The following is a 26121-nucleotide window of genomic DNA, read 5'->3' as shown; positions in this document are numbered from 1 at the left end:
CGGTGCGCCGCGCCCGGCGGACGCTCGGGGATGCAGGGTTTCCCTCAGGGACCCCTGTGCCGGACGCCGGCACGCACCGCCGCCGCCCTGTAACTCGACCGCGTTCGTCTTCGCCGCGGACCGGCGCTTCCGCGCCGCCCGGGCGACCGGGCCCCGCCGCGACGGTGGCGGTTCCCGGCGACGCCGGGCCGGCCCGGTGGCCGGGGGCCGGTCCGGCACCGTCGGGCCGGTCGTGGTGGGTTGCGCGCCGCTGCGGCGGTGGGAAGGAGGCGGGCCTTGCCCCCGGTGGCTCGGCAGGCTTCGGCCACTGCGGTGGCCGCCCTCGTGGTGGCCGGCGGGACCGTGCTCGTCCTCGCCGGGTGCGCGGCGCCCCCTCGTGCTCCCGGCGGCGGCGACCGCGTCGACGCGAACCCCGGGCGCTGCGGGGACGGCTGGCGGCATCCACGGCCCGGCACGCAGACCTTCGCGCTGCACAACACCTCCGGCACCGTCACCGAGGTCCAGCTCACCGACTCCCGTACCGGTGCCGTCCTCGGTGAGGCCGAGGGGCTGGCGCCCGGGGCGGCGCGCGGGCTGCCGGTGCGGCTCGGGGCCGGTACGTACGCCTTCGTGTGCCTGGGGGACGACGCCGACCCCGTCACCGGCCCGGCCGTCCGCGTCCCCGGCGACCCGCGCCGCGCCCGCGGCGGCCCCGCCGCCGTCCCGGTGTCCGTGCACGACCTCATCCCGCCCGCTCTGGACTACCAGCGGTGGGTGGGCCGCGCCATGAACCGCCTCGTGGCCGCCACCGACGCCCTGCGCACGGCCGTCCGCACCGGCGACCGCGCCGCCGCCCGCTCCCGCTGGCTCACCGCCCACCTGGCCTACGCGCGCCTGGGCGCCGCCTACGGGGCCTTCGGCGACGTGGGCGACGCCCTCGACCGCACCACCGCGGGCCTGCCCCGCGGCGTGCGCGACCCCGGCTTCACGGGCTTCCACCGCGTCGAGCACGGCCTGTGGCACCGCGAGCGCGGCCCGGGGCTGCGCCGCGCCGCCGACCGGCTCGCCCGCGACGTCCGTGCCCTGCGCGCCGGCTGGGCGCACGCCCGGATGGACCCCGCCGACCTCGGCCGGCGCGCGCACGAGATCCTCGAGGACACCCTGCGGGCCGAGCTGACCGGCCGCACCGACCACGGCAGCGGGAGCGGCCTCGCCACCGCCCGCGCGCACCTCGACGCCACCCGTGCCGTCCTCGCCCCCCTCCGCCCCCTCCTGCGCACCCGCTACCCGGGCCTGCCTGCCCTCGACCGCCGCCTGGACCGCACGGCCCGGATCCTCGACTCCCACGCTCGCCCCCACGGGAAGTGGACGCCGCCCGGCCGCCTGGACCGCGCGCAGCGGGCGCGCGTCCACGCCGCCGTCGGCGACCTCACGGAGCGCCTCGCGTCCGTGGCCGCGCTCTGCGACGTACGGAGGACGCCATGAGGCGCGTCCCCTGGCACGTCCCCCGGCGCGGCCTCCTGCGCGGCGCACTGGCGGCGGGCGCCGCGGCCACGCTCACCGCCCCCGCCCCTCCGCCCGCACCCGTCACCGCCTCCGCCTCCGGCCCCCGCTTCCACGGCCCCCACCAGGCCGCGATCCTCACCCCGCCCGCCCGCGCCACGGCCTTCACCTCCTTCGACGTCACCGCCGCCGACCGCCGCGAGCTGGCCGACCTCCTGCGCACCCTCACCGACCGCGCCCGCTTCCTGACCACCGGCGGCACCCCCGCCCCCACCGGCATCACCGCGCCGCCCCCCGACTCCGGCATCCTCGGCCCGTACGTCCCGGCCGACGGCGGACTCGGCGTCACCCTCTCGGCGGGCGCCTCGCTCTTCGACGGCCGCTACGGCCTCGCCGACCGCGCCCCGCGCCTGCTGCGCACCATGCCCGTCTTCCCCGACGACGACCTCGACCCCGCCTGGTGCCACGGCGACCTCGGCCTCCAGCTGTGCGCCGACAGCCCCGACACCGTCCTGCACGCCCTGCGCGACCTCACCCGCCACACCCGCGGCGGCCTGCAGATCCGCTGGCGGCTCGACGGCCACACGGCCCCGCCCCGCCCCTCCGGCACGCCCCGCAACCTCTTCGGCTTCAAGGACGGCACCTCCGGCCCCGACCCCCGCGACGCGCGCCTGATGGACCGACTGGTGTGGACGACCGCGGACTCCGGCGAACCGCCCTGGGCCGCGGGCGGCAGCTACCAGGTCGTCCGGCTGATCCGCATGCTCACCGAGTTCTGGGACCGCATCCCGCTCTCCGAGCAGGAGCGCGTCATCGGCCGCAACCGCGACACCGGCGCGCCCCTGGACGGCGCCCGCGAGAGCGACCCGCCGCGCTACGCCCACGACCCCCAGGGCGAGGCGACCCCCCTGGACAGCCACATCCGCCTGGCCCACCCGCGCACCCCCGGCAGCGAGGCGCACCGGCTGCTGCGCCGCTCGTACAACTACGACCGCGGCGTCGCCGGCAACGGCACCCTCGACCAGGGCCTGCTCTTCTGCTGCTACCAGCGCGACCCGGTGCGCCAGTTCACGACCGTGCAGAAACGACTCGCCGGAGAGCCGCTGACCGACTACGTCACCCCCTTCGGCGGCGGCTGGTTCTTCGCCTTCCCCGGAGTGCGGGACCGCGCGGACTGGTACGGCCGCGCGCTGCTGGCCGGCGGGACGGGCCGAACGGGAGGAAGCGCATGACCTGTACCCGGATCCGCTTCGGCACGCGTACGCGCGCCCGCGCGCGCAGCCGTCCGAGGAGGGGCGCCCGCCTCGGCGCCGCCTTCGCCGTCCTCGCCACGGCCACTGCCGCGGCCGCCTCCCCGCCCGCGGCCGCGGTGACCTTCCCCGGCGACTGGACCGAGACAGAGTCGCCGATCGAGCACCTCGTCGTCGTCTTCGACGAGAACGTCTCCTTCGACCACTACTTCGCCACCTACCCGCGGGCCGCCAACACCGACGGCACCCGCTTCGAGGCCTCCCGCGCGACGCCCGCCCGGATCGACAACCTGCGCACGGCCGGGCTGCTGCAGCGCAACCCCAACCAGTACCCGCCCCGCCGCCTGTCCTCCCGGCAGGCCCTGACCTGCGACCAGAACCACTCCTACGGACCCGAGCAGTACGCGGCCAACGGCGGCAAGGCCGACAAGTTCGTCCAGAACACCGACTCCGGGAAGTGCTCCGGCCGGCTGTTCGGCGAGCCCGGGCTCGTCATGGACTACTACGACGGGAACACCGTCACCGCCCTGTGGAACTACGCCCAGCACTACGCCCTGAACGACCGCTCCTTCAGCACCACCTACGGGCCGTCCACCCCCGGCGCGATCAACCTCGTCTCCGGCCAGACCCACGGCGTCGTCTCCACCGACCCCGCCTCCGGCACGGAGCGGCCGCGGCGCACCGCGAAGCCGGACCCGCGCGTCGTGGCCGCGCCGGACGCCGACGGCACCGGCACGATCCTCAACGACCCCGACCCGGCGTACGACGACTGCTCCAACCGGGACCGCACCGGGCGTGGCGCCCTCGCCGCCATGACCGGCCGGAACATCGGGGACGTGCTCGGCAAGGAGGACGTCACGTGGGGCTGGTTCCAGGGCGGGTTCCGCCCGAGCACCCCCTGGGACGGGGAGCCCGGGCACCACGCGCGCTGCTCCGGGCGCACGCACGCCAACGCCGGGGGCACGCGGGTGATCGACTACAGCCCGCACCACGAGCCGTTCCAGTACTACCGGTCGACCGCCAACCCCCACCACCTCCCGCCGCGGTCCGTCGCCGAGATCGGCCACGACGGGCAGGCGAACCACCAGTACGACCTCACCGACTTCGACGCGGCGCTGCGCGCCGGTCGGCTGCCCGCCGTGAGTTTCCTCAAGGCCCCCGCCGCGCGGGACGGGCACGCGGGCTACTCCGGGCCCGTCGACGAGCAGCGCTTCCTCGTCGAGTGGATCAACAGGATCCAGAGCGCGCCGCAGTGGGGGAGCACGGCGGTCGTCATCGCCTACGACGACTCCGACGGCTGGTACGACCACGCCTACGCCGCACCGCGCAACGGCTCCCGCCTCGGGGGCACGGGGCCGCACGGCAAGCCGCTGGACAGTCCCGCCTGCCGGGCCGGGCCCGCCGCGGCCGGGGGGCACGCGGGGCGGTGCGGGCCGGGGCCGCGGCAGCCGCTGCTGGTGATCTCGCCGTACAGCAAGGTCAACGCGGTCGACCACACGCCGACCGAGCAGACGTCGATCCTGCGGTTCATCGAGTGGAACTGGGACACCGGCCCGATCGGCGGCTCGTCCTTCGACGCCCGCGCCGGATCGCTGCTGAACATGTTCGACTTCGCGCGCCCGAACGGGAAGCGGGTGCTGCTGAACGCGGACGGCTCCGTGCGCTCGGTGGGGCGCATCAGTGCCGTGGCCCCCGTGCGCACGAAGATCACCGACGGCGCGTCCCCGGGACCGCCCGCGACGGCCCTCCGGACCCGGGTCGCCCTGGCGGCGGGCGGCACGGCGATGTGCGGGGGCGTGGCGGCCCTGCTGTGGCGCCGCCGCACCCGCCGCCGGGGCTGACGCCCGGGCCCCCGGTTCGGGGCTCGCCGGACACAACCTTCCGCCGCGACGGCGAGCCACCACCGGGGTGGTGTCCGTCGGTGCCGGACGAGCCTTCAGCCGGGTTCGGCACCGCCGGGATGCAGCGTCGTTGTTTCTCGCCGTTGCGGCGGGATCTTCTTGCCTGCGGCAAGGGGGGGGCAGGCAGTGCCGGGCGATGCCTGGTCGGCGCGAGGGGGTTCGGCGCCGGGGGACGCGCCCTCGCGGGGATCGCCTTGCCGCAGGCAAGAAGGCCCCTGGCCGCAGGCCTACCTCGGGGCCGGGAGGGTGCCGTCCGTCAGGAGGGCCCGCAGGAGGAGGGCGTCCGGCAGGGGGAGTTCCGCCACGAAGCGGGCCAGGACCACCTCGCGGTCCGGGAGGGCGTCGAGGATGCGGCACATGCGCCGGGCCGCGAGGCCCGCCTCGTCCGTGACGGGGGCGTACGCGTAGGCGCGCCCGCGCGGGGTCCGGGTGAGGACCTCCTTGCCGTGGAGCCGCGACAGGATCGTCACCACCGTGCTGTAGGTGAGCTCACCGGACAGCTGGGCCTGCACCTCGCGCGGCGTCAGCGGCCCCTCCGCCCGCTGCAGGGCGGCGAGCACCTCGCCCTCCAGCGCCCCGTTCGCCCGGCGTCGGGGGTGGCGCACCGCGACGGTGGGTGTAGCTGTTTCCATGGCGTTGCGGCGTTCCTTCTGCTTCTTTCAAGGGGTATGACCCGAGATCTTGTGCTTTTACATTGAAGTAAAACATTACGCTATGGGAGCGGACATCATATGGTCGAGCGGTGTTCGAACGACGAAAAGGGACGCATGCCGCGCATGCCCGGAAACCCTCCGCTCCGGTCGGCCGTTCCTCCGGCCGGGCCGGCCGTCCTTCCGGCTCCTCCGGCCCGGGTCGCCGCAGACGCGCGGCTCCGCCGAAGCGCGGCCTGCGCGGGCTGCGCTGGCCGCGCAAGCTGCGCCCCGTCTACCCGCGCCCGGGCCGGCAGGGCTTCCGGCGCTGGATCCCGTCGTGGCGCCAGGTCCTCGGACTCTTCTCGACCGTCGTGGGCACCGTCGCCGCTCTCGTGGCGATCATGTACGTGCGCACGGACATACCCGCCGACCTGAACGCCTTCGCCACGCAGCAGGACAACGTCTACTACTGGGCCGACGGCTCCGAGATGGCCCGCACCGGCGAGATCAACCGCCAGGACACCGACCTGGACAAGGTCCCGGAGCAGGTGCGCTGGGCCGTGCTAGCGGCCGAGAACCAGACCTTCTACTCCGACAGCGGCATCTCGCCGAGCGGCATGGTCCGCGCCGTCACCCGGATGGTGACCGGCGGCAGCACCCAGGGCGGCTCGACGATCACCCAGCAGTACGTGAAGAACGCCTACCTCAACCAGGAGCAGACCTTCACGCGCAAGCTCACCGAGATGTTCATCGCGATCAAGCTCGACAACCGGATGAGCAAGGACGACATCCTGGAGGGCTACCTCAACACGAGCTGGTTCGGCCGCGGCACCTACGGCATCCAGCGCGCCTCCCACGCCTACTACGGCAAGGACGTCTCCCAGCTCAACGTGAGCGAGGGCGCCTTCCTGGCCTCGCTGCTCAAGGGCGCGGGCCTCTACGACCCGGCGCTCGGCAGGAAGAACCACGAGCGGGCGGTGGAGCGCTGGGGCTGGATCCTGGACCGGATGGTCGACGGCGGCAAGCTCTCCAAGGAGGAGCGGGCCCGCTACACGTCCTTCCCCGAGCCGAAGGCCCCGCCCAAGCCGGCCGGCCTGACCGGGCAGACCGGCTACCTCGTGGAGACGGCGCGGGCCTACGTGAGCGCCCACACCCCCGTCACCGAGAAGGACTTCGACCTCGGCGGCTACCAGATCCGCACGACCTTCCAGAAGAACGCCATGGCGTCCCTGACGAAGGCCGCGGAGGACGTGAAGGGCGGCCTCGACCCCGACAAGCGCGCCTCCGACAAGGACGTGCGCATCGGGGCCGCGTCGGTCACCACCGACGGCCGCATCGTCGCCCTCTACGGCGGCCCCGGCTACCTCCAGCAGGGCTTCAACGACGCGAACTCCTCCGTCGTCCCGGCGGGCACGGCCTTCGCCCCGTTCGTCTACGCCGCGGCCCTGCGCGACGGCGTCCAGCTGGAGCGCGGCAAGCCCCGTACCCCGGTCTCCCCGGCCACGGTCTACAACGGCGACAACAAGGTGAGCCTGCGCACCCCCGAGGGCCCGTACTGGGACCGCTCCGGAAAGATCGTCAAGGCGGTCAACGACGGCGGGAAGTCCTGGGGGAAGGTGACGCTGAAGGAGGCGGTGGCGCAGTCCGTGAACACCCCGGTGATGCAGCTCGGCATGGACGTGGGCCTGGACCGGGTGGGCAAGGCGGCCGTCGACGCGGGCCTGCTGGAGAGCAGCCTCGGCACGAAGCTGCCGGCCTTCTCCCTGGGCACCGCGACCCCCAGCGCCATCCGCATGGCCGGCGCGTACGGCACCTTCGCGGCCAGGGGGCTGCACAGCGAGCCGTTCTCCGTCGACCGGCTGAGCCGCAACGGCAACGAGGTGCCCGTCGAGAAGCCCAAGGCCGAGCGCGTCCTGCCGCAGTCGGTCGCCGTCGCCGTGGACGACGCCCTGCGCGAGGCGGTCCGGCGCGGCAGCGCGGCGACGGCCAGGGCGGCCGGCGCCGACGCGGCCGGCAAGCCCGGCACCGGACAGGGCAACAAGTCCGCGTGGTTCGCCGGCTACCGCGGCAAGGTGTCGACCGCCGTGTCGCTCTCGCGCATCGACCCCAAGACGCAGGAGCTGCTGCCGCTGGACGGTCTCGGCGGTGCCCCGAAGGACGCCACCGGCAGCACCTACCCCCTGGACATCTGGACGAAGTACATGGCGAAGGCGCAGGCGCAGCACTGACGCGGCGGGGGCGCCGGGCTCCTGCCCGGCGCCCCCGCGCCCCGCTCCACCGGCCTGCCGGTGGAGCGCCGTCCTACTTGACCAGCGTGGACCAGTCCGGCGACTGCGCCGGGTCCAGGCCGCGGAACTTCGCCAGCACCTTGGGGTCCTGGACGTCCAGCCAGTCGGCGAGCTGCTTGAAGGACACGCAGCGCACCCCCTCGCGCTTGCAGACCGACTTCACGACGTCCTCGACGGCCTTCATGTAGATGCCGCCGTTCCAGTCCTCGAAGTGGTTGCCGACGAACATCGGCGCCCGGCTCCCGTTGTAGACGCGTTCGAAGCCGTTGAGGTAGCCGTCGCGGGTGAGCTTGCGCCACTCCGCGTACTTGGCCGGGTCGCCCTTGGTGTTGTCGCCGGACTGGTTGTAGAGGAAGTTGAAGTCCATCGACAGGACCTGCTTCTCGCTCTTGGGGTACGGCATCAGCTGCAGCGGGAAGTTCCAGATGTCGTTGATCTTGGACGGCCAGATCTGGAAGTCGCCCGGCGAGCTCGCGTCGTAGCGCCAGCCGAACTGCTGCGCCGCGGCCAGCATGTTCTTCTGCCCCTCCAGGCACGGGGCGCGGCCGCCGACCAGCTCCTTCTTGAAGTCGAAGGGCAGCGGCGGCATGCTCTTCAGGCCCGTGTTCGTCTTCCACTTCTCGACGAACGCGTACGACTGCTCGATCTCGCTCTTCCACTCGGCGACGCTCCAGTCGCCGCCGCCCTTGCCGCCGCAGAAGTGGCCGTTGAAGTGCGTGCCGATCTCGTTGCCGTCCAGCCACGCGCCGCGCAGCTGGACCAGGGTGTCCTTGATGTGCGGGTCGGTCGCGAAGGATATCGCCGCGTCGCCCGGCTTGTGCTGCGGCGGCTTGTACAGGGACGCCTTCGACTTCGGCAGCAGGTACATGCTGGTGAGGAAGAACGTCATCTTGGCGTTGTTCTCTTTGGCCACCTGGCGGAAGTGCGAGAAGAGGTGGTCGTCGCCCTCCAGCGCGCCGTCCCAGGAGAACACCACGAACTGCGGCGGCTTCTCGCCCGGCTTGAGCTTCTGCGGCTTGGGCTGCTCCGGCTGCGGGCCGGTGTAGGACATCGACCCGTCCCCGAGCACCCGGACCTTGCCGTCCCACTTCTCCTCGGGCTTCTTGTCCTCCTCCGCCTCGCCGCCGGCCGGGCCGCTCTCGCCGGAGCCCCGGGACGAGGCCGGGGCCGAGCTCTTGCCGCCGTCCTTCTTCTCGTCGGAGTCGCAGGCGGTCAGGCCCATCGCGAGCGCGGCGACGGCGCCCGCGGTGACGAGAGCCGTCGCGCCGCGCGCGGTCCTCTTCGACAACTTCTTACCCCCTGCACCAAAACAGATGTTCTGACCGTCAGTATCACAGGTCTCCCTGTGAGCCCCGTCAGCCCCTCTGGACACTCCCGTAGCGCAGCGCGGGGTGCTCCGCGACCACCGTGCACGAGCCCGGCGCGATCTCCGTGAAGCCCGCGTCCCGCACCACCGGCAACCCGCTCGCCGCCAGCTCCGCCCAGCGGGCCGGATCCGCCGTGCGCACCGACAGCGCGAACCCGCTCTCGCGCCAGGCCGCGCGGGCCGCGTCGTCCAGCCCCCACCACGCCAGCTGGGCGCCGTGGCCCGCCTGCGCCATCGCCTTGCCCGCCGACATCTCCAGCTCCGGGCTCATCCACAGCACCGGCCGCGCCGGGTCCGCGGCCGCCGGCGGCTCCGGGTCGTCCAGGTCCGTGCCCGAAACCTGGAGCTTCACCAGCTCCTTGGGCCAGCCGTCGAGGGGCACCGGCGGGAAGACCCGCACCTCCGCCCGCTCACCGGTCACCGTGATGCCCGGCAGCGCCGACGCCTTGCGCCACTCCGCGCCGCGCGCCCTGCGCACCACCTTGCGGATCCGGGAGTCCTGCCAGTCCCGTACCGCCGCTGCCCACTCGCCCTCCTCGCCGTCGGCCCCGGTGCCGGACCGCTCGTCCGCCAGGAGCGTCAGCACGGCGCGCGCCGCGGTCTCCAGGGCGTCGGTCCGGGCGGGCGGGGCGTCCTTCTCGATCCGTACGACGAGGGGCAGGACGAACTGGGGTGCGTCAGGGCTGGTCACGGCCCCCAGTCTGCCAGCCGCCCGGCAGCGCCCCTTAATGTGAGCGGATGAGACTCACGGGGGTGGGCCGCCGCTACGGACTGGGCGGGCCCTGGATACTGCGCGACGTCGATCTCTCCCTTCCCGAGGGCAGCCTGCTGCGGGTCGAAGGCGCCAACGGCAGCGGTAAGTCCACGCTGCTGCGCCTGCTCGCGGGCATCGACGCCCCCAGCACCGGCCGGATCACCGGGCGCCCCCGCACCGCCTACGTCCCCGAACGCTTCCCCGCCGCGCTGCCGATGACCGCGGGCGCCTACCTCACGCGGCTGGGCCGCATCCACGGCCTCGGCCGCGCGGCCGCCTCGCGCGCCGCGCTGGAGTGGCTGGAGCGGTTCGGCGCCGGTGCGTACGCCGGTACGCCGCTGGCGGAGCTGTCCAAGGGCACCAGCCAGAAGGTCGCCGTCGCCCAGGGCCTCATGGGCACGCCCGGCCTGCTCGTCCTGGACGAGGCGTGGACCGGGCTGGACCGGGCGTCGCGGGGCCTCCTGGACGAGGAGGTACGCAAGCGGGTCGCGGGCGGAGCGCGGGTGGTCTTCGTCGACCACGATCCGGGGCGGCTGGCGGGGGCGGCGGACGCGGTGCTGAGGGTGGAGGGGGGAGCGGTCCTCCCTCACCGGGGCTCCGCCCCGGACCCCGGTCCTCACACGCCGGTCGGGCCGAGTGGCTGCCGCATCGTCGCCGAGGCCCCGCCCGGAGCCGTCCTCCCCCCGGGCCTCCCCGGCACCCCCACGGTGGAGCCCGCCCGCGGCGACGGCGCCGTCACGCTCACCGTCGCCGCCCCGCACTCCGACGCCCTGCTCCGCGCGCTTCTCACCGCCCGCCCGCCGTGGCACATCCGCTCCGTGACGGAGGTTCCGCACCCGTGATCGCTCTGCTCGGCTACCAGGCCGCCCTCCTCCTGCGCTCCCACCGCTGGCTGCCGCCGCTGCTCCTGTATGGCGCCTCCATGGGGGTGGGGGTGCAGGGCGGGCAGCCGGTCCTCGACTGCGCCGGGTGGGCGGCGGCCACGCTGCTGCCCGTCACCGCGTGGCTGGTCCGGGTGTGCGTGACCAACGAGCCGGCCGCCGCCAGGGACTGCAGCGCCGCCGCGGCCGGGCCCGGGCGGGTGCACCTCGCCGCGATCGGCGTCGCCCTGGGCGCGGCACTGCTGCTGGCCGCCGCCGGAAGCGCCGTCGTCGCGGCGGTCGGCGACCCGCACACCGCGGGCCGGCGGGCGGCCGTCGCCCTGGGGCCGGCCACCGCCGCCGGGCTGGCGGCCGCGGTGGTCTGCGCGCTGCTGGGGACGGCGGTCGGGGCGCTGTGCAACCGCCCGCTGCTGCGCAGCACCGCGTGGGCGGTGCCGTCCACGGTGCTCGCCGCGTTCCTGGTGCTGTTCGCCGGGGCGTCGCCCGCGCGGGCCGTCGTGACCGGCCTGGTCACCGGTTCCCGTACGGGGGTCGTGAGCGTCCCGTGGCCGTCGCTCGCCGCGGCGGGCGCCCTGGCGGCCGGAGCGGTGTCGGTGGCCTGCGCGTTCGCCTCCCGGCGCACGTGAGCTCCCGGCGCACGCCGTGCTCCGGCCGGCGGTCGGCCCCGGCGGTTCAGCCCCCGGCGATGAGGTCCGAGACCCGGACGAGCTCGTAGCCGCGGGCCCGCAGCTCCGGCACGATGCGCCGGATCGCCTCCTCGGTGGCGGGCGCCGCGCTGCGCGTGCAGTGCATCACCACGACGGAGCCGGGCTTCACCTGCGCCAGCACCTGGTCCGCGACGGGGCCGGCCTTCTTGGCGAAGGCGTCCCCGCTGACCACGTCCCACTGCACGGCGGTCACCTTCGCCGGCGCGATCTCGCGCAGGACCGCCTCGTCGTAACAGCCCCCGGGGAAGCGGAAGTACGGCACGATGCGCTCCACTCCGGCCTTCCGGAAGGCGGCGAAGGCGCGCTCCACGTCCTGGCGGGCGGTGCCGCGCGCGACGGTGGGCAGGCCGTAGCAGGGGGTGGAGAAGGCGTGGTGGCTGTAGGAGTGGTCGGCCACCTCGAAGAGCGGGTCGCTGCCGATGGACCTGGCCTGGTCGGGGTACTGCTCGGCCCACTTGCCGGTCATGAAGACGGTGGCGGGGGCCTTCAGCCGCCGCAGCGTGGTGATCAGCTGCGGGTTGTCGAACGGCTCCCCGCGCGCGGCGCGCTTGTCCTGATCGGCCGTCATGTCGGCGTCGAAGGTGAGCGCGACGCGCTTGGCGCCGTCGCGCCTGCCGTGGGAGAAGACGGGGGTGGTGCCGCCGGGGCCCGGAGGGAGCGTGGGTGCGGCCGACGGCCGTGCGGAGGGCGACTCCGCGGAGGGCGACTGCGGAGCCGGGGCCGAAGTCCGCGGGGACTGCGGGTTCTTGGTGCGCTCGGCCGCGCCGGAGCTGCCGCCGCCGCACGCGGCGAGGGGCAGGCAGAGCAGTGCGGCGAGTGCGGGCGCGAAGGCGTGACGGGCCGGCCGGCGACGGGGGATGGGGATCACACCGGCACTGTATGCCGCACCGCAAGCCGGGTGCGCGGGGCCCTCGCGCCCGCCGTCCTTCAGGCGATGACGACGTTGTGCGCCGGGGTGATGGAGGGCTGCAGGTCGGCGTGGCCGAGGTCGGCGAGGACGGGGCCGAGGGTCTTGGCCCAGGCCTCCAGGGCCTCGGTGGACTCCCAGACGTCGGTCACCCGCCAGCCTCCGCCCTCCAGGGGGCCGGCGAGGTGGGCGATGAGCCCGGCGGCGGGGATGTCGGCGAGGCGGGTGAAGCCCTGCCCGTTGGTGACGCGGCCGATGACGGCTTCGTAGAGGTCCTGTCCCCCGTCGGGGACGTCGAAGGTGACGATGACGGCCATGGGTGCTCCTGGCGGTGGCGGTGGCGGAGGGCCCGGTGCCGGGCCCGCACACACCCTCCCCCGCCGGGCCGCCGCACGGCAGCCCCGCCGCGGCGGCTCGCGGGCGCATCGGGCGGGGGGCCGTAGGCGCTGGCGCGAGGGCGCGCGAGGGGCGGGCTCACCGCTTGTGGAGCGTGCCGGGCGGGCGCCGTCTCCGCTTCCGGGCCGCCCGCACCGCCGCGGCCGCGGTTACGGCTGCCGCGGCTCGACGAGCTGCTTCGCGTCGCGGGCGAGCGCGGTGAGACGCGATATCGCCCGGAAGTACTTCTTGCGGTAGCCGCCGTTCAGCATCTCCTCGCTGAACAGCTCGTCGAACGGCCGCCCGGAGGCGAGGACCGGTATCTCGCGGTCGTAGAGCCGGTCGGCCAGGACGACCAGGCGCAGGGCCGTGGACTGGTCCGGCACCGGCTCGACGCCGGTCAGGCACACGGCCCGCAGGGAGTCGCACATCGCGCCGTAGCGGCTGGGGTGGACCTTGGAGAGGTGGTCCAGCAGGGCGGGGAAGGCGTCGAGCGACGCGCCCTCGGTCGTTTCAGCCGTACGGGTGACGGCGTCGTCGTCGTAGGGCGCCGGGGCCTGCGGAAGGCCGCGGTGGCGGTAGTCCTCGCCGTCGATGCGCAGGGGGCGGAAGTGGGCCGACAGCCCCTGTATCTCGCGCAGGAAGTCGGCGGCGGCGAAGCGGCCCTCGCCGAGCTTGCCCGGCAGCGTGTTGGAGGTCGCGGCGAGCGCGACGCCCGCCTCCACCAGCTTGCCCAGCAGGGTGGAGACGAGGACGGTGTCACCGGGGTCGTCGAGCTCGAACTCGTCGATGCACAGGAGGCGGTGGTCGCTCAGGGTGCGGACGGTCTGCTGGAAGCCCAGGGCGCCGACGAGGTTGGTCAGCTCCACGAAGGTGCCGAAGGCCTTCTGCTCCGGGGCCGCCGGGGTGGCGTGCCACAGGGAGGCCAGCAGGTGGGTCTTGCCGACGCCGTACCCGCCGTCGAGGTAGACGCCGCGGGGGCCGGACGGGGCGGCCGGCTTCGCCTCGCGGCGGAACCAGCGCTTGCGGCCGCCGCCGGGGGCGGCGCCGAGGCCGGCCGCGAAGCCGCCGAGGACCTGGACGGCCTCGGCCTGGCTGGGCTGGTCGGGCGCCGGTATGTAGTTGTCGAAGCGCACCGTGCCGAAGCGCGGGGGCGGCACCATCTCGGCGACCAGGCGGTCGGCCGGCACGTGCGGGGCGCGCGAGGTGAGCGCGACGGGGGAGCCGGTACCGGCGCCGGATATCGGGCCCGGTGCGTCGGACGGGACCGACGGGGCCGGCGAGGCGGCCGCGCCGGAAGCGGAGGCGGTGGTGGCTGACACAGCTCTCCAGCCTAGCCGCTGTCCGGCGGCTGCCGGCCGCCGGAAGAGCGAGGCATGTCACACTGCGGCCTATGCGACGCCTGTTCCCGCTCGAATCCCCCGCCTCCTCCGCCGCCCCCGGCTCAACCGCCTCTCCGTCCCCTGCGGCCCCGGCCCGTCCCTCCGCGCAGGAGGACCGCACCTGGGAGCTGGACGAGCTGGCCGAGGTCTACGCCTACCCGGAGGAGCCGGGGCCGGCCCGCCACGCCTGGCTGCGCGCGAACATGGTCTCCTCGCTGGACGGCGCGGCCCACCACGACGGGCGCTCGCAGCCGCTGTCCTCCGACGCCGACATGCGCATCTTCGGGACGCTGCGCGGGCTCGCCGACGCCGTCGTCGTGGGCGCGGAGACCGTACGGCAGGAGGGCTACCGGCCCGCGCGGGCCCGGGAGGCCTTCGCGGCGCGCCGGGCGGCGCTCGGCCAGGGGCCCGCGCCGGCGATCGCGATCGTGAGTGCGGGGCTCGACCTGGACTTCTCCCTTCCGCTCTTCACCGAGCCCCTGGTGCCCACCCTCGTCCTGACGGGCGAGGACGCGCCCGCGGACCGGGTCGCCGCGGCGCGCGAGGCCGGGGCCGAGGTGCTCGCGGCGGGCGAGGGGCGCCGGGTGGACCCCGCGCGGGTGCCGCAGGTGCTGGCGGAGCGCGGGCTGACCAGGCTGCTCACCGAGGGCGGCCCGCGGCTGCTGGGGCAGTTCGCGGCGGCCGGGGTGCTGGACGAGCTGTGCCTGACGCTCGCCCCGATGCTCGCCGGGGGCACCGCGGCCCGGATCGTGAACGGCCCCGACATGCCCCTGCCGGAACGATTCGTCCTCGCTTCGCTCCTCGAAGAGGCAGGATTTCTCTTCAGCAGGTACCACAGGATCTGACAATCGGCGGAATATCCCGTTCCGGTTAGCCGTCGGTGGGCAGAATTGAATCGGACGCTCCCCAGGGGGCACATGATCGGAACAGGCGGGCCCAGGGGGCACGCAGGATGGTTTCTTTTGGCCGTTGGGCCGGTGGCCCACGAAGGAGAAGGGCTTCCACCGTGTTCACGAGCGTATTGATGATCGAGCAGCCGCTGTCCGCCACCGACGTCGACTTCGTCACCACCCTCCACGACGACGACATGTCCTTCGTGGTCCTCATGCAGCCCAGAGGCGCCGAGGACCGGCTGCTCCGGGCCATCGACGACGTCGCGCTCGGCGAGCTGGAGCGGGCCGTGCACGAGGCCGACGAGCCCGAGGGCGAGCAGGCCGTCCGCCCGGCCGCCCTCGCCCTGGAGCACTCGCTCCGCAGCCTCCGGGACGCGGGCTGCGAGGCCGTCGGACAGCTCATCGAGGGCCACCCGCTGGACCTCCTGCGGTCCGTGGTCGAGCAGACCCACGCCGACGAGGTGATCGTGCTGACCGCGCCGCACCTGGTGGAGGAGTTCTTCCACCGCGACTGGGCCTCCCGGGCCCGGCACAAGGTCGGCGTCCCCGTGCTCAAGCTCTACGCGCACAACGACGAAGAGGACTACGCCCTGGGCGACGTGCAGGAGCAGTGACCCGGGGGCCGGGTCCCGGATCAGCGGACCGGGCCGAGCGGGCCCCGGGCCGGTGGGTCCCGGGCCGGTGGGTCCCGGGCCGTGGGGTCAGCACAGCCGCCCGTCGGCCATGGTGAGCACCCGGTCCGCCCGGCCGAGCAGCTCCCGGTCGTGCGTGACCAGCACCGTCGCCGTCCGGTGCGTCCGCGTCACCTCGGCGAGCAGCTCCACGACCTGCTCGCCGCGCTCCCGGTCCAGCGCCGACGTCGGCTCGTCCACCAGCAGGACGGACGGGCTCCCGGACAGCGCCCGGGCGATGTTCACCCGCTGGCGCTCGCCGCCCGACAGCTGGTGCGGGCGGCGGCGCCGCTTCGCCGCGTCCAGGCTCACCGACTCCAGCAGCCGCCCCACGCGCGCCCGGGCGGCCCGCACGCTCCCGCCCCGCACGTGCTCCACGGCCAGCAGCTGCTCCTCGGCGGTCAGCGACGGCAGCAGGTTCGCCTGCTGGAAGACGATGCCGATGTGCTCCCGGCGCAGCGCCGTACGGGCCCGGGCGCTCATCCGTGCGGTGTCCTGCCCCGCCACGGTCACCCGGCCCGCGTCCGGGCGCAGGAGCGTCGCCGCCACCGCGAGCAGGCTCGACTTCCCGGAGCCCGAGGGCCCCGCGACGGCCACGAGCTCCCCGGGCGCCACCTCCAGGGACACCGCGTCGAGGGCGGTCAGCCTGCGGTCGCCGTCCGGATAGGTGAGGCCGACGGCCTCCAGCGACAGGACGGGTGCCGCAACGGGCGACGGAACGGGGGACGGAACGGGCGCGGTGCTCAACGGGAGGCTCCCAGGGCGGTCAGCGGATCGACGGACGTGATGCGGCGCACGGCGAGCGCGGAGCCGGCCAGCCCCAGCAGCACCATCGCCGCCACCGGCACGGCGACGGTCGCCGCACCCAGCTCGAACGGCACCGAGGACGACGCCAGCGCTCCGCCGGCCGCGCCCGCCGCGGCGCCGAGCGCGGCCCCGGCGGCCAGCACGACCGCCGCCTGCCCGAGGGCGTCCCGCACCAGGTAGGCGCTGCTCGCGCCCACGGCCTTGAGCACCGCGACGTCGGGCCTGCGCTGCACCGTCCACACCGTGAAGAAGGCGCCCACGACCAGGGCGCTCACCACGAACAGGAACCCCTGGATCATCCGCAGGGTGCCGTGCTCGGCCGCGTACCCGTCGATGCCGTCCAGCGCCGCGCCGACGCCGACCGCCGTCGTGGTCCGCGCGGCGGGCCCCTCCGGCCGCCCGCCGCCGTCCACGGCCAGCGCGGTCGGCTGCGCCTGGTGGCTCACGCGGTGCCAGGCGGGCAGTGTGGTCCACACGCTCGGGGCGTGGCCGTGGCTGCGGTCGGCGGTGATGCCCGAGACGGTCAGCTCCTCGGTGCCGAGGGTGACGCGGTCGCCCGTGCGCACCCCCGTCTCGCGCGCCAGCCGCTCGCTCACCGCCACGCCGCGGCCGTCCGGGGCGGAGCCGGAGACGAGCGGCGGCCGCAGCCGGTCCGGCGTGCCGAACACGCTCACCGACGACGCATTGCCGCCCGCCGTCAGCCGGGTCATCGCCACGCCGAACGGTTCGGCGGAGGTGACGCCCGGCGCCTCCCGCCAGGCCCGCAGCTGCCCGGCGTCCACCGAGCTGTTCGAGAACGAGACCTCCGGCGCGGCCCCGGCGGGCGCGGCGAAGACGATCCGGCCGGCGGGCAGCCCTGCCACGGCGGACGACGCCTCCCGCGCCAGGCCGTCGGTCAGGCCGTAGAGGAAGACCACGAGCGTGGTGATGAGGGTGACGACCGCACCCATCAGGGCGAACCGCCCCCGGGCGAAACGGATGTCACGGAGCGCGACGAACAAGGACCCCTCCCGGGCTCTGTCAGGACCCCTCCACACTCCCGCGCGGACGTCCCGCCGCCATCAGGGCAAGGACGGGTCCGCACCCCGTACGTCCGGTGCACCCGGAAATCAATCGAACGGTTGAGGGCCGCGGGGCCGGGTGCCCCGGGCGCGGGCCCGTACGCTCGATCGGGTGAGTCGAACGAGCCTCCCCGCCCCCGAGACCGCGCCCGGGCACGCGCGCGTGCCCGGCCGACCCTCCCTCGTCGCCGGAGCCGGTGCGGAGATGCCCTCCCTGCGGCTGGTCCGGCTCGCGGTGCACGGGGCGTTCTACGTGCTGCTCGCCATCGCCGCCGGGCCCGCCCTGGCCGGGACGGCCCCCGTGGCCGTGCTGCCGCCCGCCGCCGTCCTCGCCGCCGTCTACGGGCTCGGCATCGTCCGCAGCGCCCGGCGCCCCGGCCCCTGGCTCGCCGCCGTCACCGCGCTGTGGCTGCTCCTCCTGGCCATGGACCACGGCTTCAGCTACGTCGCCTTCCCGCTCTTCTTCCTCTTCCTGCACGCCATGCCGGTCCGCTGGGCGCACCCCGCCGTCGCCGCGGCCACCGCCGCCGTCGTGGCCGCCCAGGCCGGCGCCCCCGGCGGGCTGACCGCCGCCAAGGTCATCGGCCCCGTCGCCGGCGCCGTCGTCGCCATCCTGACCGGCTACGGCTACGCCGCGCTCTACCGGGAGAGCCGCAGGCGCCAGCAGCTCATCGACGACCTCCTGCACACCCGCGACGAGCTCGCCGCCGCCCAGCGCGAGGCCGGGCGGCTCGCCGAGCGCCAGCGCCTCGCCCGCGAGATCCACGACACGCTCGCCCAGGGCCTGTCCAGCATCGTCCTCCTCGCCCGCGCCGCGGAGACCGCGAGCCCGGAGGCGGCCCGCGCCCGGATGCGGGAGGCCGGGCGGACCGCGGCCGACAACCTCGCCGAGGCCCGCCGCTTCGTCCAGGCCCTCACCCCGCCCGCCCTGGAGGAGGCGCCGCTGCCCGAGGCGCTGCGCCGCGTGACCGAGCGGACGGTCCCCGGCGCCGTCTTCCGCCTCGACGGCGACCCCTGCGCCCTCCCCATGGAGACCGAGGTCGCCCTGCTGCGCCTCACCCAGGAGGCGCTCGCCAACGTCGCCCGCCACGCTCGCGCCGACCACACCGCCGTCACCATCGCCTTCCTCGACGGCCAGGTCACCCTCGACGTCTACGACGACGGCATCGGCTTCACCCCCGGGGACGGCCCCGCCGACGGTCGCCGGACCTTCGGCCTGCACGGCATGCGCGAACGCATCGCCGCCCTCGGCGGCACCCTCACCGTCGAGTCCGCCCCCGGCGAGGGAACGGCGATCGCCGCGGCGGTGCCGGTGGGGTCCGGGGCCCGGCCCCGGGAGGCGGCCGGGGAAGCGGCGCCGGCGGGCCCGGCGGCCCGCCCCCGGCACACGGGAGCCGCGGCATGAACGGGCCGGCACACCCCGAAGGCGCCGTCCGCGAGGCCGTCCGCGTCCTGATCGTCGACGACCACCCCGTCGTCCGGCGCGGGCTGCGCGCCATGGTCGACGAGCTCCCCGACGTGGAGGCCGTCGGCGAGGCCGGCGACGGCGCCGAGGCCCTGCGGCTGCTCGACGCCGGCCCCCGCCCCGACGTCGTCCTCATGGACCTCCAGATGGGCGCCGGCATGCACGGCGTCGAGGCCACCCGCCGCATCACCGCCCTGCCGGACCCGCCCGCCGTGCTGATCCTCACCACGTACAGCACCGACGCCGACATCCTGGCCGCCGTCGAGGCGGGGGCGACCGGCTACCTCCTCAAGGACGCCCCGCCCGAGGACGTCGCCGCGGCCGTCCAGGCCTCCGCCCGCGGCGAGACGGTCCTCGCCCCGCCCGTCGCCGCGCGCCTGCTCGGCCGCGTGCGGTCGGGCCGCCCGACGCTGTCGCCGCGCGAGACCGAAATCCTCGGCCTGCTCGCCGAGGGCCTGGCCAACAAGCAGATCTCGCGCCGCCTGTTCATCAGCGAGGCCACGGTCAAGACCCACCTCGTGCACATCTACGGCAAGCTCGGCGTGGACAGCCGCACGGCCGCCATCGCGGCGGGGCTGGCGGGAGGGCTCATCCGGTCCGTGTGACGGGGGCGGACGGGGTTGTCACCGCAAGGTGCAAGAATCGGGCCCGCAGCCTTGTCAATCGATACCCCAGGGAGCACCGCACATGGCACCGGCCGTCCCCACGACGATGGACCGACCGCACTTCATCGGCATCGGCGGCGCCGGCATGTCGGGCATCGCGAAGATCCTCGCGCAGCGCGGCGCGGCCGTCGCCGGCAGCGACGCCAAGGACTCCGCGACCGCCGAGGCCCTGCGCGCCCTGGGTGCCACGGTGCACATCGGGCACGCCGCCGGGCACCTGGCCGACGACGCCTCCTGCGTCGTCGTCTCCAGCGCCATCCGCGCCGACAACCCCGAGCTGGCCGCCGCCGCCGAGCGCGGCATCCCCGTCGTGCACCGCTCGGACGCCCTCGCGCGCCTGATGGACGGCCTGCGCCCGATCGCGGTCGCCGGCACCCACGGCAAGACGACCACGACGTCGATGCTCGCCGTCTCCCTCGACGCCCTGGGCCTCGACCCGTCGTACGCCATCGGCGGCGACCTGGACGCCCCCGGCTCCAACGCGCGCCACGGCGCCGGCGAGATCTTCGTGGCGGAGGCGGACGAGAGCGACCGCAGCTTCCACAAGTACGCGCCCGAGGTCGCGATCATCCTCAACGTGGAGCTGGACCACCACGCGAACTACGCGTCGATGGACGAGATCTACGAGTCGTTCGAGACCTTCGTCGGCCGGATCCGCCCGGGCGGCACGCTCGTGGTCGCCGCCGACCAGGCGGGCGCGCGCGAGCTCACCGAGCGGATCGCCGAAAACGCAGCCCGCCACGGCATCGAGGTCGTCACCTACGGCGAGGCCGAGGACGCCGACGTGCGCGTCCTGAAGATCACCCCGCGCGGCCTGACCAGCGAGGTCACCGTCCTGCTCAACGGCAAGATGCTGACCTTCACGGTCTCCGTCCCCGGCCGTCACTACGCCCTCAACGCCGTCGCCGCCCTCGCGGCGGGCATCGCGCTCGGCATCCCCGCGCACAACCTGGCCTCGGCGCTCGGCAAGTACACCGGCGTCAAGCGCCGCCTGCAGCTCAAGGGCGAGGCCCGCGGCGTGCAGGTCATCGACTCCTACGCGCACCACCCGACCGAGATGAGCGCCGACCTGGAGGCCATCCGCGGCGCCGCCGCCGACGCCCGCCTCCTGGTCGTCTTCCAGCCGCACCTGTTCTCCCGCACCCAGGAGCTCGGCACGGAGATGGGCCAGGCCCTCGCCCTCGCCGACGCCTCGGTCGTCCTGGACATCTACCCGGCCCGCGAGGACCCGGTCCCGGGCGTCACCAGCGCCCTGATCATCGACGCCGCGGCGGCCGCAGGCGCCGACGTGCGCGCCGAGCACGACATGGCGGCGATCCCGGACGTGGTCGCGGGAATGGCCCGCCCCGGAGACCTCGTTCTGACCATGGGTGCCGGTGACGTGACGGACCTCGGTCCGCGCATCCTGGCCCGCCTGGAGAGCTGACCGCACCGGCGGACAGCCGCGACCCCCCGGAAGGCGTGCGAGATGGCGTACGAGGTCGAGAAGACGGACGAGCAGTGGCGGGCGGAGCTCTCCCCCGCGGAGTACCAGGTGCTCCGCAGGGCCGGCACCGAGCCCGCCTTCCGGGGCGAGTACACCGACACCAGGACGGCCGGTGTCTACTCCTGCCGCGCCTGCGGCGCGGAGCTGTTCCGCTCCACCGAGAAGTTCGAGAGCCACTGCGGCTGGCCCAGCTTCTACGACCCGAAGGACTCGTCCGCGGTCGAGCTGATCGACGACCGCTCGCACGGCATGGTGCGCACCGAGGTCCGCTGCGCCCGCTGCGGCTCCCACCTCGGCCACGTCTTCGAGGGCGAGGGCTACGCCACCCCCACCGACCAGCGCTACTGCATCAACTCCATCGCCCTGCGGCTGGAGCCCGCGGGGGACTGACCCGGGGAGGACCTGGACCCGGGGGAGGGCCGGTGACCGGGAGAAGGGTGAGCCCGGCTCACTTGCGGGCGGCGAGGCCCTTCTTCAGGTCGTCGTAGTTCATGACCGGGACCAGCTCGACGTCGGCTTCCATTTCGACCAGGAGCGTCTCCAGCGTGGCGGGTATCTGCGACGAGTCCTCCAGGTCGAAGACGAGCGTGCAGGTGCGGCCGCCGTCCATGGGGCCGAAGTAGGCCGCTTCGGGCTTGGTGCGGTCCATCAGGTCCTGTACGAACTTCCCGAGATGGCCGCTCTTGTAGGCCTCGTTCGACGTGTGGGTGTCCAGCCGGGCCCTGAGCATCATGCGCATGGCTCATCGTCCCCTCGGGGCGACCCACCGCACCCGGCGCTCCGGCTCCGCGCTCACTGAGGCGCGGATGCGCCCACCCTCAGGGTCTCTCCGGCCCCGCCCCGCCGCAACGCAGGCGCGGCGGGGTCAGCCGCACCGCAGCACGGCGGCCGAGGCGGGCGGCAGGTGCAGCAGGCCGTCGGGGCCGGGCAGGTCGACCGGCCGCCAGGCGGCCAGGACCTCGCGCACGGGGGCGTCGCCCAGGGGCAGCGCGGCGGGTCCGTCCGTCGGGTTCACTGCGGTGCACAGGCCGCCGCGGCGCAGGACGGCCGTGCCGCCGGGGCCCACGGTGACCGCCGTGGCGGAGAGCGGGCCGGAGCCGGGTGCGGCGCGGCGCAGGGCGATCAGGCGGCGGTGCCACTCCAGCAGAGCGCGGTGCGGCTCGTGCTGCGGTTCGTCCCAGTCCAGGCAGGAGCGGGCGCGGGTGGCCGGGTCCTGCGGGTCGGGGATCTCCTGCGCGGCCCAGCCGTGCGCGGCGAACTCGCGCCGGCGGCCGGTGCGGACCGCCTCGGCCAGCTGCGGGTCGGTGTGGTCGGTGAAGAACTGCCAGGGGGTGCGCGCCCCCCACTCCTCGCCCATGAACAGCATCGGGGTGAACGGCCCGCCGAGGACGAGCGCGGCGGCGCAGGCCAGCAGCCCGGGGGAGAGGCGGGCGGAGAGCCGGTCGCCCAGGGCGCGGTTGCCGATCTGGTCGTGGTTCTGGGCGTAGCCCAGGAGACGGCCGGCCGGGGTGCCAGGGTCGAGGGGCCGGCCGTGCGGGCGCCCGCGGAAGGTGGAGTGCGTGCCGTCGTGGAAGAAGCCGCCCTGCAGTGTCTTGCCGAGCGCCGCGGCCGGGTCGGCGGCGAAGTCGGCGTAGTAGCCCTGGGACTCGCCGGTCAGGACGGTGTGCAGGGCGTGGTGGAAGTCGTCGTTCCACTGGGCGTGCAGGCCCAGGCCGCCCGCTTCGCGCGGCGTGGTGGTGGCCGGGTCGTTCAGGTCGGACTCGGCGATGAGGAACAGCGGCCGGCCCAGCCGGGCGGCCAGGGCGTCCACGGCGCCGGAGAGTTCGGCGAGGAAGTGCTTGGGCCGGGTGTCCGCCAGGGCGTGCACGGCGTCCAGCCGCAGCCCGTCCAGCCGGTAGTCGCGCAGCCAGGCCAGCGCACTGCCCGTCAGGTACGCGCGCACCTCGTCGGAACCGGGGGCGTCGAGGTTGACGGCGGCGCCCCAGGGGGTGTGGTGGGTGTCGGTGAAGTAGGGCCCGAAGGCGGGCAGGTGGTTGCCGGAGGGGCCCAGGTGGTTGTGCACCACGTCCAGGACGACGCCGAGGCCCAGCGCGTGCGCCGCGTCCACGAACCGGCACAGCCCCGCGGGCCCTCCGTAGGGCTCGTGGACGGCCCACAGCGACACGCCCTCGTACCCCCAGCCGTGCGTGCCGGGGAAGGGGCAGACGGGCATCAGCTCCACGTGGGTGACGCCCAGTGCGGCGAGGTGCGGCAGGCGCGCGGCCGCGGCGTCGAAGGTGCCCTCGCGGGTGAACGTGCCCACGTGCAGCTCGTAGAGGACGGCGCCGGGCAGCGGGCGGCCCGCCCACTCCTGCCGCCAGGGGAAGCGCCCGGGGTCGGCGACGGCGCTCGGCCCGTCGGGCCCGTCGGGCTGCCGGCGCGAGCGCGGGTCGGGCCGCACGGGGCCGCCGTCCAGGGCGAATCCGTAGCGGGTGCCCTCCTCGCCGGGGGCCTCGCGGCGCCACCACCCGTCCCGGGCCGGGTCCCGCTCCATCGCGTGCGCCCGGCCGCCGGCGTGCAGCTGCACCCGGCCGGCCCGCGGCGCCCACACCTCGAACAGCACGGGCGGCTCCTTCCCGACGGCAGTGCTGTCCATGGTGCCCCGTGGTCAGGCCTCGCGGGCCGGAAGCAGGTCGATCCGCTCCTGCGAGACGGGGTAGCCCGCCTTCGCGAAGCCCGCGGCCATGGGCAGGTTGCCCTGGTCGGTGGCGGCCGCGATGCGCGTCGCGCCCCGGGACACCAGGTCGTGCGTGCACTCCACGAGCAGGTCGTAGCCGTAGCCGCGGCCGCGCTGCCCGGCGACGACGCCGAGATAGCCCACGCACGGCCCGGCGGGGTTGTGCGCGGGGATGTGCAGGCCGACCAGCTCGCCGCTGGGAGTGAAGGCGAGCCGCCACCAGTCGCGGGGCGAGGGCAGCCAGGTGAGGAAGGCCATGGCGTCGTCCACGGCGGCTTCGAGGCCGAGTTCGGCGACGTTCTTGCTGTCGTGCGCGTCGAGCGTGCCCTCCATGGTGCGGCCCAGCACGTCGCGTATGACGGCGTCGTCGGGCTCGGGCCGGAAGACCAGCCGGCCGGGGCGCTCGGGCAGCGGGCAGCCGGTCGTCCACTCGTAGCGGAAGCGCTCGACCAGTACCTGCATCCCGGCGGCCTCGGCCACCGCGACGCGCGCTTCCACGGCGGCCCGCACCTCGGGCATCTCCCGCCAGCCGGGCGGGGCCATCAGGGCGTACTCGCAGCGCAGGGGCGAGGTGCGCAGCAGGCGGGCGGCCGCCTCCTCCTCGCCCTCGGCGAAGTCGAACCAGTCCAGGGCCTTGGGGGTCTCGTCGCCGGGCCCGCCCCACCAGGCGGCGCGGGCGACGACCTCGCCGTCGCGCAGCGCGACCCAGGTCCAGTCGGGGCGGTACTCCCCGCCCCGGTGCACGGGCACGTAGGTGTGGCCGAAGGCGCCCTTGCCGACGAGGGCGGGCACGTCGAGGGCCGAGAACAGGCCGGTGTCGCGCTCGGTGAGCGCACGGATGACCAGCTGGGTCATGGGGTCCTTCCGGAGAGGCCGTTGCGCTGGATGCGCACCGCCTAGGAAGGCCCATGCGACCCCCGTCCGTCCACCGATTTCTCCCGGACACCGTTGTCGCCCGGACACCGTTTTCTCTCAGACCTGGTGCAGCCCGCGCCCGGCCAGCGACAGCATCACCTCGCCCACCGCCTCCGACAGCGTCGGATGCGGGTGGACGTGCTGGGCGACGTCGGCCGTGTCCGCGTCCCAGCCGACGACCAGCTGGCTCTCCGCGATCATCTCCGAGACGTGCGGGCCCACCAGGTGGACGCCGAGCACCCGGCCGCCGCCCTTCTCGGCGACGACCTTCACCAGGCCGCCCTGCCCGTGGACCATGCCCTTGGCCACGGCCGTCAGCGGCATCGAGTTGACCTCGGCGTCGTGCCCGCGCTCGCGCGCCTCGGCTTCCGTCAGGCCGACCGAGGCCGTCTGCGGAGCGGAGTACGTGACGCGCGGCACGGCGGCGTAGTCGACGGGCCGCGGCGCACGCCCGGCGAGGGTCTCGGCGACCAGCAGCCCCTCCGCGAAGGAGGCGTGGGCGAGGCCGGGGGAGGGCGGCGGCAGCAGGTCGCCGACGACGTGGACGCCCGGCACGGCCGTCTCCAGGCGCGACCAGTCGGCCGGCGGGACGAAGCCGCGGGCGTCGGTGGCGAGCCCGGCCGCCGCCAGGCCGAGGCCGTCGGTGACCGGAACCCGGCCCACGGCCACCAGCAGGCGCTCCGCCTCCAGCGTGCGCACCTCTCCCCGGGCGGTGCGGAGCGTGGCCCGCACCCCGCCCTCGTGGACGACGGCGTCCTCCAGGCGCGCGCCCGCCCGGACGTCGATGCCCCGCTTCTTCAGACCCCGCGTCAGGTACCGGCTCACGTCGGCGTCCTCCAGCGGCAGCAGCCGCTCCGCCGCCTCCACGAGCGTGACCTCCGCGCCCATGGAGCGGTGCAGGGAGGCGTACTCGACGCCGATGGCGCCCCCGCCCAGCACCAGCACCGAGCCGGGCAGCCCCGGCGCGAACAGGGCGTCGTCGCTGGTGACCACGCGCGCCCCGTCGGGCTCCAGGCCCGGCAGGGTGCGCGGCCGGGAGCCGGTGGCCAGCACGACGCCCCGGCGGGCCGTCCAGACGGAACCGGCCTCGGCGCCCGAGCCGATCCGCACCGTCCGAGGGCCCGTCAGCGTCGCGGTCCCCCGCACCACGCGCACCCCGGCGTGCGCCAGATGACCCTCCACGCCCCGGTGGTTGCGGCCGACGATGTCGTCGCGGGTCGCGGTGAGCGCGGCCCAGTCGACCGACTCCAGGGTCGCCTTCACCCCCCACCGCTCGCGCGCCTCCGCGATGCCGTCCACCAGCTCCGCCGCGTGCAGCATGGCCTTGCTGGGTATGCAGCCGCGGTGCAGACAGGTGCCGCCCACCAGGTCGCGTTCCGCGAGGACGACGCCGAGGCCCAGCGCTGCGGCCCGCAGGGCGGTGCTGTAGCCGCCGGTGCCGCCGCCGATCACGATCACATCTGTTTCGCGCATGTCTTCACCCTGCGCCGTCAGGAATTATGAGTCCAACGCAATGT

24 protein-coding genes are annotated in these 26121 nt (G+C 75.1%); 12 read left to right on the top strand and 12 right to left on the bottom strand.

The window, feature by feature from the left end; translation table 11 throughout:
* The first annotated feature begins 285 nt into the window (after positions 1–285).
* From NQU55_RS18530 to NQU55_RS18520, 3 genes are read left to right on the top strand one after another with little or no spacing between them, the layout of a single operon-like run.
* Complete coding sequence (locus NQU55_RS18530) at positions 286–1464, top strand: EfeM/EfeO family lipoprotein (protein WP_308402251.1); 1179 nt, start codon at positions 286–288, stop codon at positions 1462–1464.
* Entirely contained in the window at positions 1461–2714 is a 1254-nt protein-coding gene (gene efeB / locus NQU55_RS18525; protein WP_168093536.1) for an iron uptake transporter deferrochelatase/peroxidase subunit, read from the top strand. Before NQU55_RS18530 ends, efeB begins: the two co-directional genes overlap by 4 nt.
* Positions 2711–4573, top strand: a complete 1863-nt coding sequence (locus NQU55_RS18520; RefSeq protein ID WP_168093535.1) for a phospholipase C — start codon at positions 2711–2713, stop codon at positions 4571–4573. Before efeB ends, NQU55_RS18520 begins: the two co-directional genes overlap by 4 nt.
* Before the next feature lie 287 nt (positions 4574–4860).
* Here NQU55_RS18520 and NQU55_RS18515 read toward each other — a convergent pair whose 3' ends face one another.
* On the bottom strand, positions 4861–5265 hold the full coding sequence (locus NQU55_RS18515; RefSeq protein WP_168093534.1) for a BlaI/MecI/CopY family transcriptional regulator: 405 nt from the start codon (positions 5263–5265) through the stop codon (positions 4861–4863).
* A gap of 110 nt (positions 5266–5375) precedes the next feature.
* Between NQU55_RS18515 and NQU55_RS18510 the strand changes: the two genes are divergently transcribed.
* Entirely contained in the window at positions 5376–7493 is a 2118-nt protein-coding gene (locus NQU55_RS18510) for a transglycosylase domain-containing protein (RefSeq protein ID WP_256790857.1), read from the top strand.
* Positions 7494–7566: 73 nt separating this feature from the next.
* On the opposite strand, the gene NQU55_RS18505 is transcribed toward NQU55_RS18510, so the two are convergent.
* Positions 7567–8775, bottom strand: a complete 1209-nt coding sequence (locus NQU55_RS18505) for a polysaccharide deacetylase family protein (RefSeq protein ID WP_168093541.1) — start codon at positions 8773–8775, stop codon at positions 7567–7569.
* A 133-nt stretch (positions 8776–8908) separates the two neighbouring features.
* The gene (locus NQU55_RS18500; protein WP_256790856.1) at positions 8909–9610 is read right to left on the bottom strand and encodes a peptidyl-tRNA hydrolase; all 702 of its coding nucleotides are present in this window, start codon (positions 9608–9610) and stop codon (positions 8909–8911) included.
* A 47-nt stretch (positions 9611–9657) separates the two neighbouring features.
* Between NQU55_RS18500 and NQU55_RS18495 the strand changes: the two genes are divergently transcribed.
* Together NQU55_RS18495 and NQU55_RS18490 are read left to right on the top strand one after the other, a co-directional pair.
* Positions 9658–10515: an ATP-binding cassette domain-containing protein gene (locus tag NQU55_RS18495; protein ID WP_206329456.1), complete on the top strand. Its 858-nt coding sequence runs from the start codon at positions 9658–9660 to the stop codon at positions 10513–10515.
* The gene (locus tag NQU55_RS18490; protein WP_168093533.1) at positions 10512–11180 is read left to right on the top strand and encodes an ABC transporter; all 669 of its coding nucleotides are present in this window, start codon (positions 10512–10514) and stop codon (positions 11178–11180) included. Before NQU55_RS18495 ends, NQU55_RS18490 begins: the two co-directional genes overlap by 4 nt.
* A gap of 46 nt (positions 11181–11226) precedes the next feature.
* Here NQU55_RS18490 and NQU55_RS18485 read toward each other — a convergent pair whose 3' ends face one another.
* From NQU55_RS18485 to zapE, 3 genes are all read right to left on the bottom strand, one after another.
* Positions 11227–12129 carry a polysaccharide deacetylase family protein gene (locus tag NQU55_RS18485; protein ID WP_256790855.1) on the bottom strand — a complete coding sequence of 301 codons (903 nt, stop codon included), beginning with the start codon at positions 12127–12129 and terminating at the stop codon, positions 11227–11229.
* Positions 12130–12188: 59 nt separating this feature from the next.
* Positions 12189–12485, bottom strand: a complete 297-nt coding sequence (locus NQU55_RS18480) for an antibiotic biosynthesis monooxygenase family protein (RefSeq protein WP_168093532.1) — start codon at positions 12483–12485, stop codon at positions 12189–12191.
* 228 nt (positions 12486–12713) lie between these two features.
* On the bottom strand, positions 12714–13787 hold the full coding sequence (gene zapE / locus NQU55_RS18475) for a cell division protein ZapE (protein ID WP_256790880.1): 1074 nt from the start codon (positions 13785–13787) through the stop codon (positions 12714–12716).
* A gap of 149 nt (positions 13788–13936) precedes the next feature.
* Here zapE and NQU55_RS18470 point away from each other — a divergent pair, with 149 nt between their 5' ends.
* Entirely contained in the window at positions 13937–14770 is an 834-nt protein-coding gene (locus tag NQU55_RS18470; protein ID WP_256790854.1) for a pyrimidine reductase family protein, read from the top strand.
* 161 nt (positions 14771–14931) lie between these two features.
* Positions 14932–15432, top strand: coding sequence for an indole-3-glycerol phosphate synthase (locus tag NQU55_RS18465; protein ID WP_168096716.1), 501 nt, complete (start codon positions 14932–14934; stop codon positions 15430–15432).
* An 87-nt stretch (positions 15433–15519) separates the two neighbouring features.
* Here NQU55_RS18465 and NQU55_RS18460 read toward each other — a convergent pair whose 3' ends face one another.
* Both NQU55_RS18460 and NQU55_RS18455 read right to left on the bottom strand, forming a co-directional pair.
* A complete protein-coding gene (locus tag NQU55_RS18460; protein WP_372504739.1) occupies positions 15520–16236 on the bottom strand; it encodes an ABC transporter ATP-binding protein in 717 nt (238 codons plus the stop codon).
* Complete coding sequence (locus tag NQU55_RS18455) at positions 16233–17297, bottom strand: FtsX-like permease family protein (protein ID WP_168096717.1); 1065 nt, start codon at positions 17295–17297, stop codon at positions 16233–16235. The genes NQU55_RS18460 and NQU55_RS18455 overlap by 4 nt, the downstream gene beginning before the upstream one ends.
* A gap of 265 nt (positions 17298–17562) precedes the next feature.
* Here NQU55_RS18455 and NQU55_RS18450 point away from each other — a divergent pair, with 265 nt between their 5' ends.
* The 4 genes from NQU55_RS18450 (at position 17563) to msrB (ending at position 21363) form a co-directional block, all read left to right on the top strand.
* Complete coding sequence (locus NQU55_RS18450) at positions 17563–18762, top strand: sensor histidine kinase (RefSeq protein WP_256790879.1); 1200 nt, start codon at positions 17563–17565, stop codon at positions 18760–18762.
* A complete protein-coding gene (locus tag NQU55_RS18445; RefSeq protein ID WP_168096917.1) occupies positions 18759–19427 on the top strand; it encodes a response regulator in 669 nt (222 codons plus the stop codon). Before NQU55_RS18450 ends, NQU55_RS18445 begins: the two co-directional genes overlap by 4 nt.
* Positions 19428–19509: 82 nt before the next feature.
* Complete coding sequence (murC, locus tag NQU55_RS18440; protein WP_256790853.1) at positions 19510–20913, top strand: UDP-N-acetylmuramate--L-alanine ligase; 1404 nt, start codon at positions 19510–19512, stop codon at positions 20911–20913.
* Positions 20914–20955: 42 nt separating this feature from the next.
* Positions 20956–21363, top strand: a complete 408-nt coding sequence (gene msrB, locus NQU55_RS18435; protein ID WP_168096924.1) for a peptide-methionine (R)-S-oxide reductase MsrB — start codon at positions 20956–20958, stop codon at positions 21361–21363.
* A gap of 58 nt (positions 21364–21421) precedes the next feature.
* Here msrB and NQU55_RS18430 read toward each other — a convergent pair whose 3' ends face one another.
* The 4 genes from NQU55_RS18430 to lpdA form a co-directional block, all read right to left on the bottom strand.
* A complete protein-coding gene (locus NQU55_RS18430; protein WP_168096923.1) occupies positions 21422–21712 on the bottom strand; it encodes a hypothetical protein in 291 nt (96 codons plus the stop codon).
* Between the two features lie 126 nt (positions 21713–21838).
* Positions 21839–23575 (bottom strand): malto-oligosyltrehalose trehalohydrolase, encoded by a 1737-nt coding sequence (gene treZ / locus NQU55_RS18425; RefSeq protein ID WP_256790878.1) that lies wholly within the window; start codon positions 23573–23575, stop codon positions 21839–21841.
* A gap of 45 nt (positions 23576–23620) precedes the next feature.
* Positions 23621–24544: a GNAT family protein gene (locus tag NQU55_RS18420; RefSeq protein ID WP_168096904.1), complete on the bottom strand. Its 924-nt coding sequence runs from the start codon at positions 24542–24544 to the stop codon at positions 23621–23623.
* Between the two features lie 117 nt (positions 24545–24661).
* Positions 24662–26077, bottom strand: a complete 1416-nt coding sequence (gene lpdA / locus NQU55_RS18415) for a dihydrolipoyl dehydrogenase (RefSeq protein ID WP_256790852.1) — start codon at positions 26075–26077, stop codon at positions 24662–24664.
* Between the last annotated feature and the right edge of the window lie 44 nt (positions 26078–26121).

Source organism: Streptomyces telluris, from assembly GCF_024519335.1.
GTDB lineage: Bacteria > Actinomycetota > Actinomycetes > Streptomycetales > Streptomycetaceae > Streptomyces > Streptomyces telluris.
The sequence above is the reverse complement of the archived record's forward strand: the minus strand, read 5'-3'. Positions and strand labels throughout refer to the sequence as shown.